The sequence below is a fragment of the Aliifodinibius sp. S!AR15-10 genome (assembly GCF_031569985.1).
Lineage (GTDB): Bacteria > Bacteroidota > Rhodothermia > Balneolales > Balneolaceae > JAMQKA01.
Window position 1 is genome coordinate 129,954 of sequence record NZ_JAMQKA010000010.1, and the last position, 17,968, is coordinate 147,921.

15 protein-coding genes and 1 tRNA gene are annotated in these 17,968 nt (G+C 45.9%); 13 read left to right on the forward strand and 3 right to left on the reverse strand.

Annotated elements, in window-relative coordinates; genetic code table 11:
- Positions 1-105: 105 nt before the first annotated feature.
- The 3 genes from NC796_RS08975 to NC796_RS08985 all read right to left on the reverse strand — a co-directional run bounded on the left by NC796_RS08975 (position 106) and on the right by NC796_RS08985 (position 3,457).
- Positions 106-534 (reverse strand): Hsp20/alpha crystallin family protein, encoded by a 429-nt coding sequence (locus NC796_RS08975; RefSeq protein ID WP_310684047.1) that lies wholly within the window; start codon positions 532-534, stop codon positions 106-108.
- A gap of 362 nt (positions 535-896) precedes the next feature.
- Positions 897-2,285 carry a class II 3-deoxy-7-phosphoheptulonate synthase gene (locus NC796_RS08980; RefSeq protein WP_310684048.1) on the reverse strand — a complete coding sequence of 463 codons (1,389 nt, stop codon included), beginning with the start codon at positions 2,283-2,285 and terminating at the stop codon, positions 897-899.
- Between the two features lie 128 nt (positions 2,286-2,413).
- Complete coding sequence (locus NC796_RS08985; protein WP_310684049.1) at positions 2,414-3,457, reverse strand: WG repeat-containing protein; 1,044 nt, start codon at positions 3,455-3,457, stop codon at positions 2,414-2,416.
- A 481-nt stretch (positions 3,458-3,938) separates the two neighbouring features.
- On the opposite strand from NC796_RS08985, the gene uvrA reads away from it, so the two are divergent.
- The 13 genes from uvrA to NC796_RS09050 all read left to right on the forward strand — a co-directional run bounded on the left by uvrA (position 3,939) and on the right by NC796_RS09050 (position 17,718).
- Positions 3,939-6,785 carry an excinuclease ABC subunit UvrA gene (gene uvrA, locus NC796_RS08990; protein WP_310684050.1) on the forward strand — a complete coding sequence of 949 codons (2,847 nt, stop codon included), beginning with the start codon at positions 3,939-3,941 and terminating at the stop codon, positions 6,783-6,785.
- A 464-nt stretch (positions 6,786-7,249) separates the two neighbouring features.
- Positions 7,250-7,669 (forward strand): TonB-dependent receptor plug domain-containing protein, encoded by a 420-nt coding sequence (locus NC796_RS08995; protein WP_310684051.1) that lies wholly within the window; start codon positions 7,250-7,252, stop codon positions 7,667-7,669.
- Between the two features lie 179 nt (positions 7,670-7,848).
- Positions 7,849-8,409, forward strand: coding sequence for a hypothetical protein (locus NC796_RS09000; protein ID WP_310684052.1), 561 nt, complete (start codon positions 7,849-7,851; stop codon positions 8,407-8,409).
- Between the two features lie 78 nt (positions 8,410-8,487).
- Positions 8,488-10,326, forward strand: coding sequence for a protein translocase subunit SecD (gene secD, locus NC796_RS09005; protein ID WP_310684053.1), 1,839 nt, complete (start codon positions 8,488-8,490; stop codon positions 10,324-10,326).
- A gap of 53 nt (positions 10,327-10,379) precedes the next feature.
- Entirely contained in the window at positions 10,380-11,291 is a 912-nt protein-coding gene (gene secF, locus NC796_RS09010; protein WP_310684054.1) for a protein translocase subunit SecF, read from the forward strand.
- A 41-nt stretch (positions 11,292-11,332) separates the two neighbouring features.
- Positions 11,333-11,698: an STAS domain-containing protein gene (locus tag NC796_RS09015; protein WP_310684055.1), complete on the forward strand. Its 366-nt coding sequence runs from the start codon at positions 11,333-11,335 to the stop codon at positions 11,696-11,698.
- A gap of 66 nt (positions 11,699-11,764) precedes the next feature.
- Positions 11,765-13,039, forward strand: coding sequence for an adenylosuccinate synthase (locus tag NC796_RS09020; RefSeq protein WP_310684056.1), 1,275 nt, complete (start codon positions 11,765-11,767; stop codon positions 13,037-13,039).
- Positions 13,040-13,081: 42 nt separating this feature from the next.
- Positions 13,082-14,191, forward strand: coding sequence for a RuBisCO large subunit C-terminal-like domain-containing protein (locus tag NC796_RS09025; RefSeq protein ID WP_310684057.1), 1,110 nt, complete (start codon positions 13,082-13,084; stop codon positions 14,189-14,191).
- Between the two features lie 6 nt (positions 14,192-14,197).
- On the forward strand, positions 14,198-14,662 hold the full coding sequence (locus NC796_RS09030) for a cupin domain-containing protein (protein WP_310684058.1): 465 nt from the start codon (positions 14,198-14,200) through the stop codon (positions 14,660-14,662).
- Positions 14,663-14,769: 107 nt separating this feature from the next.
- A tRNA-Gly gene (locus NC796_RS09035) sits at positions 14,770-14,841 on the forward strand.
- A 576-nt stretch (positions 14,842-15,417) separates the two neighbouring features.
- A complete protein-coding gene (locus NC796_RS09040) occupies positions 15,418-16,176 on the forward strand; it encodes an ATP-binding protein (RefSeq protein ID WP_310684059.1) in 759 nt (252 codons plus the stop codon).
- An 11-nt stretch (positions 16,177-16,187) separates the two neighbouring features.
- Positions 16,188-16,637: a response regulator gene (locus NC796_RS09045; RefSeq protein WP_310684060.1), complete on the forward strand. Its 450-nt coding sequence runs from the start codon at positions 16,188-16,190 to the stop codon at positions 16,635-16,637.
- 13 nt (positions 16,638-16,650) lie between these two features.
- Positions 16,651-17,718 (forward strand): histidine kinase dimerization/phosphoacceptor domain -containing protein, encoded by a 1,068-nt coding sequence (locus tag NC796_RS09050; RefSeq protein ID WP_310684061.1) that lies wholly within the window; start codon positions 16,651-16,653, stop codon positions 17,716-17,718.
- Positions 17,719-17,968 lie beyond the last annotated feature (250 nt).

Below are 17,968 nucleotides of genomic sequence, written 5' to 3' on the forward strand. Positions count from 1 at the left end.
ATTATTAATGAAAAACTAAAGCCGGAGCTGCATTTCATTGCAACCCCGGCAAATAATATGGTTTATTATCAGTTGTCGGGATTTATCAGGGGGATGCTGATAGAGCTACTTAACTTCTATCTGCTTTTTCACTTTGTCTTCTGTCTTCTTGATTGAAATGTGTAGCAATCCATTTTCGTATTTGGCGTCGATGCTGTCTTCATCAACATTGTCCGGGAGCTGGAACGAACGGTTGAAGGAACCGTATCGGGTTTCTACCCGGTGATAGGTTTTGCCTTCCTCTTTCTCTTCAAATTTCCGTTCGCCGCTGATGGTCAATCGGCCGTTATCAAGGCTCACATCGATATTTTCCTTGTTCACGCCGGGGAGTTCAGCCGTAACCTCAAAACCATTATCGGTTTCAGAAATGTCAATGCTTGGTACGAAATTGTTGTTTCGTTGATTTACAACATCATTAAAAAACTCATCCATCATATCGGAAAAGTTTTTGGAAAAGAGATCGCGGTTTGGTCGATTATATCTTATAAGTGTCATGGTAATACCTCCAAATTGGTTTTGTTTGTAACTTTTTTCTTTCAAAAACTCACTTTTATAGCTGCAAGGCGTATGCCAAGCGGTTTTAGATTCCTCAGTACTGACAAAGAGCCAATGTGGATCTGTGTTTTTTTCAGGACTCCCTCAGTTGGGGAAAATCTTGTCATTACCGGTATAGCCAAAGCGACAGGAGGACTGTAAAAAATGCAGGCCGCTATTGGTTACTTGTTATTGAGAATTGGGGATTAGGGGCGGGTAGGAAAAAACTTGTCTGGATCAGAAGGAGTTAGATTAATAAAAAAGGTTAATAGTTATTGGTGAGAACCCTGCCAATAACTATTAACCGATAACAAATAACGAATTTACTGCTTGTAACTTTGTTTCCATTCTTTGGCGAGCAGGAAGGCCATCTCCAGGCTTTGCTCGTAGTTTAGTCGCGGATCACAGTAGGTCTCGTAATTACGGTGGAGTTCACCTTCATGCAACCCTTTGGCTCCACCTACGCATTCGGTGACGTTATCACCGGTAAGCTCCAGGTGAGCACCGCCAAGATACGTGCCCTGGTCGCGGTGGATGGCAAAAGTTTGACGCAGCTCCGTAATAATGTCGTCGAAGTTACGTGTTTTGACGTCATTATCCGTAGAGAAGGTGTTACCGTGCATAGGGTCACAGATCCATACAACGGGGAATCCTTCGCGTTTAACAGCCTGGATAAACTCAGGCAGCTGTTCTTGTACTTTGTTTACTCCGAAACGGCTGATGAGCACAATTTTACCCGCTTCATGCACCGGGTTCAGTTTTTCAATAAGTCGCAGCGTTTCATCCACCTCAAACGGCGGGCCGACTTTAATGCCGATGGGGTTGCGGATGCCACGGAAGTATTCGACATGGGCACCATCAATATCACGAGTCCTGTTCCCGAGCCATACCATGTGGCTGCTCAGGTTATAAAAGCCTTCTCGTCGCGGCACTTTGCGAGTCTGTGCAGAATCGTAGTACAAATTCAGGGCCTCATGAGAGGTATACACATTGATCTTCTGAAGTGTGTTAAACTGGTTTGGCGTGATCGACTCCATAAAGCTCACAGCTTTCTGGATGGAGTTGACCATCGTTTCATACTCTTTGTAATACTTATTCTGCTTCATGAAGTCCAGCTCCCAGTACTCAGGATGATGCAGGTCTGCAAACCCTTCATCTGCCAGGGCGCGGAGGAAATTAAGCGTCAGTGAAGCATTCTTATAGCCTTCGATCAGGCGATTGGGATTGGGCTTTCGTGCTTCAGCATCGGGTTTGAAACTGTTGATAAGGTCACCGCGATAGTTCATAATCTTTTCGCCATCCACGATCTCATAATCACTGGATCGCGGCTTGGCATACTGCCCGGCAATTCGACCGATACGCACAACGGGTACCCCGGTCTCATGGATGAGAATAAAGCTCATCTGCAGAAGTACCTTAAGCAGATTCACAATTTTAGGTGACTTACAATCGGCAAATGTTTCAGCGCAATCACCGCCCTGCAGCAGAAATCCATTTCCGGCTGCTACATCGGCCAGTTTGTTCTTTAGGGCTTCCACTTCCCATGAAGTGATGAGCGGGGGCAATGAGCGTAACTCCTCATAAGCAGCTTCCAATTCTTGTTGATCAGGATACTCAGGCAACTGCTTGATCGGATAATTTTGCCAGGAAGCGGGAGACCAGTCTTTGGGATTTGCTACTTCAGGAGCCACGGATTCTTCTTTCAAGATCATTTTAAATACAGTTCGACACTACAAATTTTATGAATTAACTAGATTAGGCAAATATACAGAAATGAGCAATTTAAATGTAATTCCTTTCAGGTCGATAATGTTTATTGCTGCTAACCCGGAATTATTCTTTAATTTTTAGGCTCAATTGCAAAAAGGCCTTGCTTGTTAATATAAGCATACTTGTTTCCCGTTTTAACCAAACCCAGGCCTGCTTTAAAATCCCAGGCCTCGTCAAATATTGGTTCAACAATTTGCCGCCCATGTTCATCTATATAGGCAAACTGGTTCCCCAATTTGACACGGGCTACACCATTGTGAAAAGCAAAGGCCTTGTCGTATGCGGGCTCCACAAGGAATTCACCCCTCCTGTTGATGTAGCCATATTTGTAGTTGTCGAGATTGTTTGAGGATTCAGGCATAGCCACTGCCGCCTTACCTTCTGCGAAAGGTTCTGCCTTGAGAAATTGGGATTCAATAGCGATGCGTCCCAGCGTGTCGATATATCCAAACTGCTTAAATTCGAGCTCCACCGCTGCAAGTCCTTCAGAAAAATCTCCAGCATTGGGGTAGGCTGGTTCAATAACGAATTCTCCCTGTTTGTCGATGTATCCCCACTCGCGGTGCTGGTATGTTTGAACTCGTGCCCGGTTGTTGTTAAAGTCTCCGGCGTTCATAAATTGCGGCTCAATCACTAGTTCACCTTTATTATTTATGTAACCCCAATCACCGTTTTTGTTAATCTTTACAGCTGCCAATCCAGAACTAAAATTATGTGCTTCTTCAAACTGTGGTTTAATTTCAAAATCGCCGGAATGATCGATGTAGCCGTAGTGCTCGTTCACTTTCACAAGGGCCAACCTCTCCGAAAAGTTGCTGGCGGCATCAAATTGTGGCTCAATGGTCATTTTTCCACTTGAATTTACGTATCCGACTCTTCCCAGGATGTTAATAGCTGCCAGTCCCTCCGAGAAGTGGTATGGCCAGTTGGCATCTGGCACAAACTTAAAATTTGGTTGTATTTGAGTAGATAAAGAGGAATCGATAAACCCAACTTTTTGATTCTCCACATAGGGCAACAGGGTTCGATTTCCCGATCGGTCAAGGGTGCTGCAGCTTGCCAAAATTAGAGTTGTAGCTATAACGAGAACTGAGTATGACGTATATTTTTTCACAGTAGTATCGTTTTTAATATTTGTGTGTGTTTAGGGATTAAAAATTGCTTCCAAATTATGTCCTCAAAAGCGTTGGGGTCAGAACCTGGTAGGATCGGTGGACGTTAGTCATTAATTCAATCGTACCAATGCCCAGTGCCGAATCTATTGGGATGACACGAGGCTTTATTGCTGATATCAGTCAACTCATCAGCTTACCTTTTCGGAAATGAAATTAAACTTCGAATAAGGTGATTTGTTTCTGTCGCTTTGATGGTTCTTTTTTCAATTCACTTTCATTACCCTGAAAGGAAGCGCGGTAACTAGTGTGTTACCAAAACCAGAAAAGTGTCGGTTTGTTGCGGGAAACTATAATCTTGTCAGCCATGTTTGGCTTTTTCTTGTAAAGCCAGAGTTAAAAAGCTTGTAATTATCCCTTACAATTAGGGATCAATTGATTATCTTAAACAGTTTATTGCTAACCTAAAAAGTCACGATTCCTTTGCGAGAACACATCGTAATACGCGGAGCACGCGAACACAATCTCAAAAATATAGATGTCAACATTCCCCGGGAAGAGCTGGTCGTCGTGACCGGTATTTCCGGCTCGGGTAAATCTTCACTGGCCTTTGACACAATCTATGCTGAAGGGCAGCGACGATTTTTAGAATCTCTCTCAGCCTATGCCCGCCAGTTTCTGGGCATGATGGAGCGCCCGGATGTTGATTTCATCGATGGACTTTCTCCTGTCATTTCCATTGATCAGAAAACGACCAACCGCAATCCCCGTTCAACGGTGGGGACGGTCACCGAAATTTACGACTTTCTGCGGCTATTGTACGCGCGTATCGGGGTGCCATATTCCTGGAAAACCGGCAACAAGATGGAAAAACAGAGCGCCGACCAAGTGGTGGAAAGCATTATGGAGATGCCGGAAGGAACCAAGGCGTATTGCCTGGCCCCAGTGGTTCGCGGCCGGAAAGGGCATTATCGAGAGCTTTTTGAACAGACCATGAAGCAGGGATTTGTTCAGGTACGTGTGGACGATGAGTTCATGGACCTGGAAGAAGATATGAAAGTGGATCGCTACAAGACGCACAATATCGAGGTTGTGGTAGATCGCTTTGTTATTAATCCCGGTAGCGAAAAGCGGATTGCCGAAAGTGTGCGCCTGGCCCTGGAAATGGCGGATGGCAACGTGATACTGGCCGTGCCCGAAGAGGATGGCGAGCTCAAGGATCACCTGTTTTCACAGAATCTGTTCGACCCGGAAAGTGGCATAGCGTATGAGGATCCGGCGCCCAATATATTTTCTTTCAACTCACCATACGGGGCCTGTCCAAAATGTGATGGACTCGGCTACAACCACGACGTAGACCGCAAACTTGTAATTCCCAATCCCGAGCAGTCGATATCGGAGGGTGCCATCAGGTTTTTGGGTGAGCCGCGCGATATTTTTGTGTTCAAGCAGCTCCAGGCTGTGCTGGATACGGTAGGACTCGATTTTGATACGCCGATAGAAGAATATCCAGAGGATGCCCTCGAGCTCCTTTTTGAAGGCGGGGGAGATAAGAAGTTTAATGTGAGCTATGACTTTCGTGACGATAGCGTAACCTACAAGCATACGTTCAAAGGGCTACGCAATATTATCAGGGAGCAATACGAAGAGAGCAAATCCAATAAACAGCGAGACAAGGCCAAGGCGTTCATGGCCAAGGTCGACTGCACGGCGTGCGGTGGGGGACGTCTTAACAAAGAGGCCCTATCCTATAAAATTGATGAATATACTATTGATGATCTGGTAAAGATGGATCTGAATACCCTGCGGGACGCCGTCAATAACCTGGAGCTTACCGAAAGGCAGCAGAAGATTGGTCATCAAGTGCTAAAAGAAGTGCGAGACCGCGTTGATTTTCTACTGAACGTAGGACTTGATTACCTGACACTGGATCGCGAAGCACAGACGCTTTCCGGCGGGGAGGCACAACGCATTCGGCTGGCTACGCAGATCGGTACGCAGCTGGTAGGCGTGCTCTATATCCTGGATGAGCCGAGCATCGGTCTTCACCAGCGGGACAATATTAAACTGATCCGCTCCCTAGAAACATTGCGGGATCTTGGAAACAGCGTGATCGTAGTAGAGCACGACCGGGAAACCATTGAACATGCGGACTATGTGCTCGACCTGGGGCCTGGAGCCGGTGAATATGGCGGGGAAATTGTAACCGAGGGCACTCCAGAAGAACTGGATCCCGATTCGATGACCGCCAGGTTCCTGAATGATGAAGAGATTATTCCCTATCCCGATGAGCGGCGTGACGGCAATGGCAAAAGCATTCAACTCTCTGGAGTGAGAGGGCACAACCTGAAAAACCTGGATGTAGAGATTCCTCTCAACAAATTTATCTGTGTTACCGGGGTGAGCGGCAGTGGGAAGAGCTCGCTCATTAACCAGACCCTTGCACCTATTCTGTCCAATCACTTTTATAATTCCAAAACGGTACCGCTGCCCTATGACAAGGTTAAAGGGCTGGATAACCTGGATAAGATTATTTCTGTGGATCAAAGCCCGATTGGGCGGACGCCGCGTTCCAACCCGGGAACGTATACCAAGGTGTTTGATCATATTCGTTCTCTTTTTGCAGAACTGCCGGAATCCAAAATTCGAGGGTATGACCAGGGACGTTTCTCATTCAATGTGAAAGGTGGACGCTGCGAGGCTTGCAATGGAGATGGCGTGCGCAAAATTGAGATGAATTTCCTGCCCGATGTTTACGTCAACTGCGAAACCTGCAACGGCAAGCGCTATAATCGGGAAACGCTGGAGATTTATTACAAAGGTAAAAATATTGCTGATGTGCTGGACATGTCGATTAAGGAAGCCAGCGAATTCTTCAATTCGGTTCCCGCAATAAACCGCATCCTTGGGACACTGAATGATGTGGGACTCGGCTACCTAACGCTGGGACAATCGAGTACTACGCTTTCGGGTGGGGAGGCGCAGCGCATCAAGTTGGCGCGTGAACTCTCAAAAGTGGGAACCGGAGACACTCTTTATATTATGGATGAACCTACTACCGGGCTTCACTTCCAGGATGTCCGCATGTTGGTAGATGTAATTCAGCAGCTGGTAGACAAAGGGAATTCTGTGATCGTTATTGAGCACAATATGGATCTTGTCAAGGCGGCCGACTGGATCATGGACCTGGGACCTGAAGGCGGAGTCGGCGGCGGAGAAATTTTAGCTCAGGGCACGCCTGAAGAGATTGCCCAGGTTGAGCACAGTTATACCGGGCAGTTCTTAAAAGAGGAGTTTGAGCGAGAAAAAAAGCAAAAAGTGAAGGCTTGATCACTATTTTCACACCGGGTCTGGATCATTGAATGTAACTAAAGTAACGCTTTTAGCGGTTAAAAAGTAGCCTTTGTGTCATCCTGAACTTATTTCAGGATCTCGTAGAGCCTCTATCTTTGATATCGGCTCTTAACAGATCAGCGCTTAGTGCCACTACGAGATCTCCGACAGCTGTCGGAGGTCCAGGATGACACAAAGGATATTTCTTGGTCCTTTGCCATCTAATCTAACCGCTAAATACGTTATAGTAATGAAGCATTCCGCTTTTCGGGGTAACGATCATTGAAGGAAAAGAAAAACCTGTAACATTTCTGTCAGAAAAAACGTAGTGGTTTTTTGCATTTGATCCAATTCTCCCAAAAGTGTGGAGGTCTTTCATCATAACGTAATGCCGTTGATGAGACTCAAATGCTGCTATCATAATTTTATCAAACCAACTCGAAATAAATAGAAAAAGTGCTATGAATTTAATAAAGAGATGCATGGGATTTATGGGAATGGTCACTTTGGTTTTGGCCCTCGGCTGCGCATCATCGGGGTCGGCCTCTGAGCAGTCGAGTTCCGGGAGCTCTTCGAGCGTTGAAGTGAATAACAGTTCAATAACCCTGGCAGATTATTTGCGAAAAGTGGCAGGTATTTCCGTTCAGGGTTCGGGAGACAATGCAAGAGTGTACGTACGTGGTGCCAATACCGCGGCTGGCAACAATGAGCCACTTTTTGTGGTGGACGGCAGCCGGGTCGGGAATTCTTATCAGCAGGTAGTAAGCATGATTGATGTAAACGATATCGACCGTGTTAATGTCCTCAAAGGTTCTGAAGCGGGTTCTCGATATGGGCTTGCCGGAAGTGGAGGCGTTATCGAGATTGAAACCAAAAATTAATGTTGTTCCCTGTTTCGATTGTCCTATATTATTTGAGGCAGGGACTTCTAATAATTTTGCTAAGGCCAAATACCGTTCTCAATAGAAACCAGTTTTAAACGTTACTATATCAAGAGGAACAGATTTAATTTCTGTTTGCGTTTGTTCCACTCTTTCTTTCTGCCTATTTTCCGCCACTTGTGAGATACTTTAGGTCACATATCACAAAACTGTTTTTGGTCATCGCCGTGTGGATGGGCATGGGATTGTATTTGGTTCGCCCGGTCCAGGCGGAGGCAGCATCCAACTCTTTTGCCAGCTGGCTGCACACGGTAGTGAAAAAGGGAGATGCGGATTCTGACAATCTCAGGCAGAAGCTGTTCAAGTTGAGAAAGTCGGATAACTCTCTGAATACACTCATCCAGAAAGCTTCAAAAATCGTCAGCCAGAATAATGACGATTTTAATCTCCCGCTGGACGAAAATAACAACGACTCTGATGAAATTTATAACCTGTTGGTCCTGGAATGGAATTCCTACCAGACGGGAAATGGGATGGGCAAAGCTTCAGTTCCATCCAATATTAAATCGAGTTTTCACACAACAATCGATAAATTTTCCTACTCCATTAGTGGAGTCAACGGGAAAAAAATTGATCGATTTATCTTTACTGTAGACCAACCCAACCCGGTCTACTTCACGCCGAAGACGAGTTTTCACATCATTCCTCTCTCTGGCGGTGTTGCCATCGGTGCTCCTTAGCCTGGTGTTTACAACGTTATTATTTTCTTGTCCAAATCTACTGTAAACAAATTTTTAACGTTTAATTGATGAACCACCATGAAAGATAATGGTTTTAAAATTGGCTGTATTGTAGCTTTTTTAGCGATGTCCATTTATTACCTCTGGCCAACGGTAGCTTACTGGCTCGAACAGAATTACATTGAGGATCTGCCACAGGCCGAACGGACCGAATATGTTGAAGAGAACAATGCCCGTCTTCAAGGTTTGCGCTCTGAGATGCTCTCTCTGGGGCTTGACCTGCAGGGCGGCATGCACGTGACACTTGAAGTGGGAACACCACAGCTGGTTTATGAGCTGGCCGGGCAATATGCCGATACTACTCTGGAAAATGTTATTGATGTGGCTGACCAACGGGCACTTCAAAATGGTACCGACTTTATCAATGAGCTGGTACAGGAATTTGAGCAGCGTGACTCTAATGCCCGTCTCAGTCGTTACTACCGGTCAGATGCTGATAACATCACACGCCGTTCTACGAATGAGGAGATACAGCAGTATTTACAGACTCAGCGCGACGAGGCAGTCGACCGCGCTATCGAAATTATTCGAACGCGGGTTGACCGGTATGGGGTAAACGAGCCTTCTATTCTTAAACAGGGAAATAACCGCGTTGTCGTTGAGCTGCCCGGCGTGGCCAACAAGGAACGTGTGCGAAGTCTGTTGAAAGGAACGGCGCGACTCGAGTTCCGTCTGGCCGCCGATCCCAACGATCTCAACTCAGCCCGAAAGCAGATTATTAGTTATTATGATCAGCAGGCTGCCAACGATACCTCGGACACCACCACGGCAATGCCGGCCTCACAGACCGATGCTCCAAACCCGTTGTCACAGGTCTTGAACCCTAGTCCACGCAACCAGTATGTATTTGGGTATGCCTCGGCTTCCGATACCGCCCGGGTCAACGAGCTGCTGGGCAGACCAGAAGTGCAGAATATGATCCCCCGAAACATTGAGCTCATGTGGGGCGCAACGCCCTTCCAGACCTCCCAGGATGGCGCAGTTGAGCTTTTTGAGCTGATCGGTGTTCGGGAGTCCGTAGAAATGACCGGGGAAGTGATTGAAGAAGCCCAGGTAACATTTAATAATACGACAAATGCCCCCGAAGTATCGATGGCCATGAACAGCGAGGGTGCCCGACAATGGGCCCGCATTACGGGTGCCAACATCGGTAAACCGATCGCTATTGTCCTCGATGGGTATGTCTATTCGTATCCCAACGTAAACACCAAGATCGCCAACGGGCGGTCCGTGATTGAAGGAATAGGCCAGGTTACTGAAGCGGAAGATCTTGTCAATATTTTGCTGTCAGGTGCATTGCCTGCCCCGCTCGACATTGTTGAGGAGCGAACAGTAGGAGCCACGCTGGGAGAATCTTCCATTAAGTCGGGCTTTTACTCCACCTTCATCGGGCTGGTCATCGTCGCTATCTTCATGATTGTTTATTATCACCGCGGCGGGGCTATTGCCGACTTGGCATTGCTGTTAAATATAGTGTTTATACTGGGGATCCTGGCGGCATTTAATGCCACGCTCACCCTCCCCGGAATTGCCGGTATTGTGCTGACCATCGGTATGGCGGTGGATGCGAATGTGCTTATTTTTGACCGCATCAGGGAGGAGCAACGAACCGGAAAAACGCTTCGTGCGGCCATCGACAGTGGATATGCCAACGCCATGAGCGCGATTGTAGACGCCAACGTTACCACCTTTTTCGTGGGTATCATACTCTTCAGTTTTGGAGTTGGCCCCATCAAAGGTTTTGCCGTGACACTGATGGCAGGTATTGTTGCTTCATTGTTTAGCGCTATTGTCATCACGCGCGTAGTCGTTGACTGGCTTACTCGAGACCGTTCAGCTGAGATCAGCTTCGGTTAATCGAGAAATCCCTACAAAAATTTAATGTAGACCTAAATTGAGGAATTAGAATTATGAGATGGTTTGAAGAACCAAGTTTCAATTTTATCAAGGCACACAAAATCGCCTATTACGTTTCAGGCATTTTGCTGGTTATTTCTGTCATTGCCATTTTAACCAAAGGCCTGCAGTACGGCATTGACTTCCGGGGCGGTAAAGAGTTTGTCCTGGAATTTGAGGAAGCCGTTGAGGTAGTGGAAGTTCGAAGTGAACTGACCGGTCCACTGGGCGGGGCACCCGAAGTAAAGCGTTTCGGTTCGCCACAGGATATTCTTATCCGAACCGACAACCCGGGAAGCATTACCGATGTCCAAAATACGATTACCAGTACGATGGCGGAAGTGTATCCCGGGAATGAGGCCACCGTTATCAAAACGGATGTTGTTGGACCTCGCTTCGCGGAAGATCTCAAAGCGGGAGCGATACAGGCCATTATTTTTGCCTTGATCGTTATCTTTATCTATATACTGATCCGGTTTAAAAACTGGTTTTTCTCAGCCGGTGCGGTTGCAGCGTTATTTCATGATGTGCTGCTGGTGCTGGGAATATTCACAATATTTGGTGGAATAGCGCCCTTCAGCATGCAGATTGACCAGGCGATTATCGCAGCTTTTCTCACCATCGTCGGTTATTCGTTGAACGATACCGTGGTAGTATTTGACCGAATCCGGGAAAATTCACTCCTATATAAAACGATGGACTACACGGACATGGTAAACAAGAGTCTTAATGATACGCTCAGTCGTACTGTTATTACTTCTATTACCACCTTGTTTGTAGTGACCATCCTGTTTATCTTTGGCGGAGAGGTATTAAAAGGCTTTTCATTTGCCCTGATGCTTGGGGTCATTGTGGGTACTTACAGTTCTCTGTTTGTTGCAAGTTCATTGGTAGTAGAGCTTGAAACCCGGACAAAAAAAGCTTAAATACAACTCCATACAGTCAAACCAAATAGGAGATTCTGATCATGAACTTTAATGTTTCGGAGCGTTATAATTGTGTAGTACTTGAATTTAAGGGAAACGTAATGGGCGGGCCGGATGCCGTCAAACTCAATGAGAAGCTGCATGAGTTGATTGAAGAGGACAAAACCAACATTGTAGCTGATGTGGGTAAGGTTAAGTTCATGAACTCTTCAGGATTGGGGATGTTGATCGGTGGGCTCACTACCATGCGTAAAGCTGGTGGCGACCTTCGGATAGCAAATGCGACCGAAAAAATTGAAAGCCTGCTGGTTATTACCAAGCTTATCACCGTCTTCAAGCATTACAAATCGCTTGAAAAAGCTGTAGAATCCTACAGCGATGAAGAAACAGAATCAAAAGAAAACTAATTTGTTAATCTAATCTTTAAAAAGGGGTGTGCTGATACACCCCTTTTTTTGTGTAAAATTTATTATATGTCAATTCGAGTAGTTGTAGGTGCCCAGTGGGGGGACGAAGGTAAAGGGAAAATTGTTGATCTGTTGAGTAAGGACGCCGATTATGTCGTTCGGTACCAGGGCGGGGCCAACGCAGGCCATACGCTTAAATTTGATGATGAAGAGATTGTTCTTCATTTGGTGCCTTCCGGCATATTCAACGGTGCTGCCAAATGTGTCATAGCCAATGGGGTGGTCATTGAGCCCCAGGCACTGCTGGACGAAATTGAAAATATTCTCGAGATGGGTATTGATCTCGAGGATCGCCTGTATATCAGCAGTTCTGCACACGCCATTCTGCCTTACCACAAGCTGTTAGACCAGGTTAAGGAAAAACACCGCGGGGATGATGCCATTGGTACAACCGGGCGTGGTATTGGTCCAGCGTACGTCAGCAAGGTTTCACGTGTTGGTATCCGCATGGCAGATCTTTTTCACGAGGACATCCTGGCAGACAAACTCAAGAGTAATCTAAAGGATATCAATGAGGCGTTGGTTCATATTTACAAGGAAGATCCATTGGATGTGGACAAAATTCTTAACGAGACTCTTGAGGTTGCCGAAAAGCTCTGTCCCTATATCACCAATACCGCAACATTGCTGCACAATGGTATTGAGAATGGGGAAGAGATTTTGCTTGAAGGTGCACAGGGCAGCCTGCTGGATATCGATCACGGTACCTATCCGTATGTGACCTCCTCATCTCCCACGGCTGGAGGTGCTTGCACCGGTACCGGAATTTCACCGAGGGCTATTGATCATGTAATGGGCATTACCAAGGCATACTGTACCCGCGTTGGGAATGGACCATTTCCTACTGAACTTACCGGTGAGACCGGCGAATTTCTCCGCAGTGAGGGGCAAGAGTTTGGAGCGACTACCGGGCGTCCACGGCGCTGTGGCTGGCTTGACTTGGTAGCCCTGAAATATGCTGTCCGGATCAATGGTATTGATGAGCTGGCGGTGACCAAGATCGACATCCTCAACAATTTTGAACAGATTAAAGTTTGCACCGAGTACCAGGTGGATGGCCAGACAACCAAAGATTTTTCACCGGACCTGTATGAAATTGAGAACGCCGAACCGGTCTACAAAACATTCAAGGGTTGGCAATCTGATATCAACAAGTGCACGAGCATCAAAGAGTTACCTTCCGAAGCGAGGGAATACCTGGATTTCATACAAGATTACCTTGGTGTGGAGATGAGAATATTATCCAGCGGTCCTAAACGGTCGGAAACACTCGTAGTGTAAGTCCAGGAATATTGCACCACGATTCAGGGCATTGATCAAACTATGCAGACCTTTACTTTAACATACCGGGTGCGACTGGAGGATGAGGAGCAGATCAATGAAAAGGTTGAGAATATATGCCTTGAACAGAGTGTAGAACTACCGCTACAGGTCCTTTCGGAGTCGTTGGCAGATAAAATCGTGGGCCAAGAAACAGCCCGTGAGCAGATTGACGAGCGAACCTATCGCGTGAAAATCGGTTGGCCAACGGAAAATATTGGCAGAGAGATAGCCAATTTTATAAACATTATGTACGGCAACATTTCGCTGCAGCCGGGTATCAGGATAACAGATGCAGGCTGGGAGGCCCTGAACGGGAAGCTTTTCGAAGGACCGGCGATGGGAATCGAAGTGCTCAGAGAGAAGCTGGGAATAACCGGACGCGCACTTTCCTCAACTGCGCTGAAGCCCGTGGGTAAGAGCCCGGAAGAACTTGCCGAGCTCTGTTACAAATTCGCCTCCGGGGGCATTGATATCATCAAGGATGACCACGGCCTGGCCAACCAGTCATATGCTCCTTTTGAGGATCGGGTAAAGGCCTGTGTAAATGCAGTCGGAAAAGCTGCTGAGAAGACAGGTTGCCGCTCATGGTATTTTCCCAATATCACGGCTCTTGCCAGCGATGTCATCGAACGTTATGAATTGGCTGCTGAGCTAGGGGCTGACGGCGTGCTGCTTTGTCCCCATATCGCAGGATTGGCGACGATGCACCAGCTGGCACGAATGGAGACCGCCCTTCCTGTAATGGCCCATCCCGCTTTTTCCGGTTCTCTCACCACTGTGGAAGAAAAGGGGCTAACGCCAGATTTTTTATACGGCCAACTTTGGCGGGCACTTGGAGCCGACTTTGTGATCTACCCGAATGTTGGAGGACGATTTTCGTTCACATTAGATGAGTGCAGGGCGGTAAACAATGCAGCCCGAAATGATGAAGTTGCCTTCAGGCGGGCATTTCCTGTACCGGCCGGTGGACTCAAAATAGATAATATTGCTCACTGGATTGAAACCTATGGGTCAGATACCGTGTTCTTGATTGGCAGCAGTTTGTACAAGCATCCTGAAGGGATTGAATCGGCATCTAATGAACTCAGGAGCATCATCACAAAAAAGTAGTTTGGCATGGAGAAAGAAAACAGCTCAAAAGTCATAAAATGTTCTGATTACCAGTGGGATACGGTGCCTCGTAAAGAATACAAGGATGACAACCAGTGCTACGAGGGGGTTCATCGCTACTCTCTGCTGGGAGAAGAAGAGGATGAGCAGCAACTTAATTTTCAAACGCGTTACTTTGAAGTGAAACCGGGTGGGTATACCAGCTTCGAAGTTCACCGCCATCCGCATTCTGTTGTGATAATAAGGGGTGGGGGAGAAGTGGTGTTAGGTAATGAGCTGCATAAAATAGGTCTCCACGACGTCATTTTTGTAGCCCCCGAGACGCCGCACCAGTTTCATGCTACCGAGGATGAGCCGCTTGGCTTTATCTGCATTGTAGATCGCTACCGGGACAGACCCACGCTGCCTGACGATGAATTTGTTGAGAATAATATTACCTCCGAAGAGGTGCGAGGAAAAATAAGACGGTAGTTCCGGGCTTTTGAGGCGGCTTTTCAATGCCGAAAAAATAATTTAAAGAAACGTCCATTTTTTTTTGATATATACTATTCAAGCGCCTTATATTTGGGACTCTTAAAGCGGGAATAGCTCAGTGGTAGAGCATCACCTTGCCAAGGTGAGGGTCGCCGGTTCAAATCCGGTTTCCCGCTCACTTCCAAGCTCTTGCAGATTCTTGCAAGAGCTTTTTTCTTTTTTGCCTACCTAATATAACGCCAGTTCGAGATAAGAGTCACAATAATCATAGCTGTCATCGCGAGGGGACGTCCTTGATAGTAGTGGGCCCATCGCGAGGTCGACGTGGCGATCTCCCCGTCCGTTTTCTGTTCAGTTACCGGAAGATTGCCTCCCGACGGGTGTCGGGATCCCGATAGTCACTTAATCCCTCAATGACAGTTTTTATATAGAACTCAGGTTAATATAGTACTCCAAGGCTTCACCACAGGTTATCTTTCTACTGTCATATTTTTTTGTTTACTTAGGTATAGGCTAAAATACCTAGATGATTGGGCTGTAGGCAGTTGGTTTTACTTTTAAATGGTACAGTATAGATATTGAAAGCAGCAGCTTTCTGTTATTCAAAGGTCTTGGAAAACAAAGGGGACACATGCACTTCTTCCTCGAACGATCTGTCAACTCTGAATTTATTTAGTAGTAAAGGCATTCTTAGCAGGCAGGTAGTATTTATATAACCTGCGATAATAAATTTTTTATGACAGTTAAATACTATGGATAAAACTTCTAAAGAACATCTTGAAGAACTTGTCAGGGAGAGAACCAGGGAGCTTGAGAAGATGAATCAGGAGCTGGAGGCATTTAGCTACTCGGTGTCGCATGACCTGCGAACCCCTTTACGGGCTATTGTCGGTTTCAGCCGGATCTTGGAGGAGGAGTATGCCGAGGTACTCGACGAGGAGGGAAAAAGGTTGCTGAGGGTTGTCATTGATAATGCCAATATGATGAGTGACCTGATTGACGATATATTGGCTTTTTCGAGGCTTGGAAGAGCGAGTCTTGCCAAGAGGGAGGTGAAGACCCAGCAATTATTTGAAGAAACCTACCGACGGTTATTAGAAACTTTCCCCGAATATGATGATTCATTGAAAGTTGACATCAATGATTTACCTGTTGTACATGCCGATGGCGGGATGCTGAAACAGGTAGCAGAAAACTTGTTGTCAAATGCACTCAAATATTCCCAAAATAGCGAACCAGCCGTAATTGAGGTGGACTCCTATCACAAGGGAGATGATGTAGTGATATACGTAAAAGACAACGGGGCCGGTTTTGATATGGAGTACAAAAGCAAGCTTTTTGGTGTTTTTCAACGGCTCCATTCAGATGATGAATTCGAAGGCACGGGTATTGGCCTGGCCTTGGTTAAGAGAGTCATAAATCGTCATGACGGAGAGATTTGGGCTGAAGCAGAACAAGGCGAAGGAGCAACATTTTACTTCAGTCTGCCAACACAAAACCACAACGAATAGGAAAGGGTTAAATGAAAGAAGCTGTTCAAATTTTATTGGTAGAAGACAACAAGAATGATGCTGAGTTGGCGATGCGAACGCTGAAAAAAAATAATATAAGCAACCAGGTTTTTTGGGTTAAGGATGGAGCCCAGGCGATCGACTTTTTATTTGCAAAGGGAGAGTTCAGTGAGCGCAATATCAACCATACACCGAAAGTAGTGCTGCTGGATCTGAAACTGCCCAAGAAGGATGGAATAGAGGTGCTTCGTGAAATAAGAAACAGTGAAGAGCTAAAACAGCTGCCTGTCGTGATGTTAACCTCTTCAAAAGAGGAGAAGGACATGGTTAAGAGCTATGATTTGGGGGTAAACAGTTATATCGTTAAGCCAATAGACTTTGATGACTTTACAAAAGCGATTAAAGATTTGGGATATTACTGGCTCGTAATGAATCAATCTCCAAAAAAGGTTAGTCTTTAGAACCGGTAACATCATGGGAAACCCCGAGAAGTTAAGTATCCTTGTTCTTGAAGATACCGTGACAGATTTTGATTTGTTGCGATACCAGTTGAAGTCGGACGGGCTGGAACCCGATCTGCACCATGCCAAGGGAAGAGAGCATTTCCTGGAACACTTAGATGCCCATTTGCCCAATCTGGTTATAGCTGATTACAACCTGCCTTCCTTTAATGGATTGGATGCACTGAAAATTGTAAAATCAAAAAATCCCCTGTTGCCGTTTATCTTGCTTTCGGGTTCTATTGACAAGGAACAAGAGCGGGCAATCCTAAGGGAGGGAGCTGACGATGTGATTTTCAAAAGCAATTTGAGCAGAATTCCGTTCGCGATTAAACGGTCTATTAAAGATGCTCAGGACAAGAAGAAACTCCGGGAAACCACCGAAAAACTGGAGGCGTCATTGAGAGAAAAGGAGATCCTGATCCAGGAAATTCACCACCGGGTGAAAAATAACCTCGCACTGGTATCAGGCCTGTTGGAACTGAAAAAGTTTAATTCGGAGGAAAAGAAAGAGTACCGGTTCATTAACAAGGTCATCCTCAAGATCAAATCGATAGCCTTGGTCCATGAGACGCTGTACCAAAGCCAGAACTTTTCGCAGATCGACTTTAATCATTTCTTGGAAGAACTGATAGAGTACCTGGCACAGATTTATAAATCGGAAGAGAAAGATATTGAAATAAAAAGTAACGACTTTGAGCTTTCTTTAAATGTAAACCAGGCTATCCCTGTAGGACTTATTATTTCAGAGCTGACAATGAACTCTGTGCAACATGCCTTTGACGGGAGAAATGAGGGGCAACTGGAAGTTAAAGTCGTCTCGGAGAAAGATCAGCAGATTAAAATTAAAATTGCAGATGATGGCATTGGCGCTTCCGACGGATTTGCACCAAAACAAGATGGAGGATACGGTTCTAAAATTATTCGGGCTTTGCTCAGGCAAATTGACGCTAATGTTGAGGTAAATAATTCGGAAGGCACTGAATACCTGATTTCCTTTGAGAAAAAAGACGTGAAAGGGATCGGGAACGCATTGCTGTAACTGATCTCTCCCCTTCGCTATAAGACTACCCGCCCACCTGTATTTATTGACTTCAGCCCTTCAAATTTCCAATAGATTTAATTTATAAGTTCTTCTTAGCAATAAGGTTAGAGTTAAGGTTATACTAGTGTCATTACCACTTAATTCGTGAGGTACTCTTTTCCATAGGTCCAGTTGAATGGTTTTGCGTTCTTCTGGTTATAGTCTTTGATGTAGCTCATGAGTTGATCGACCAGCTGCTGCCGGGAGT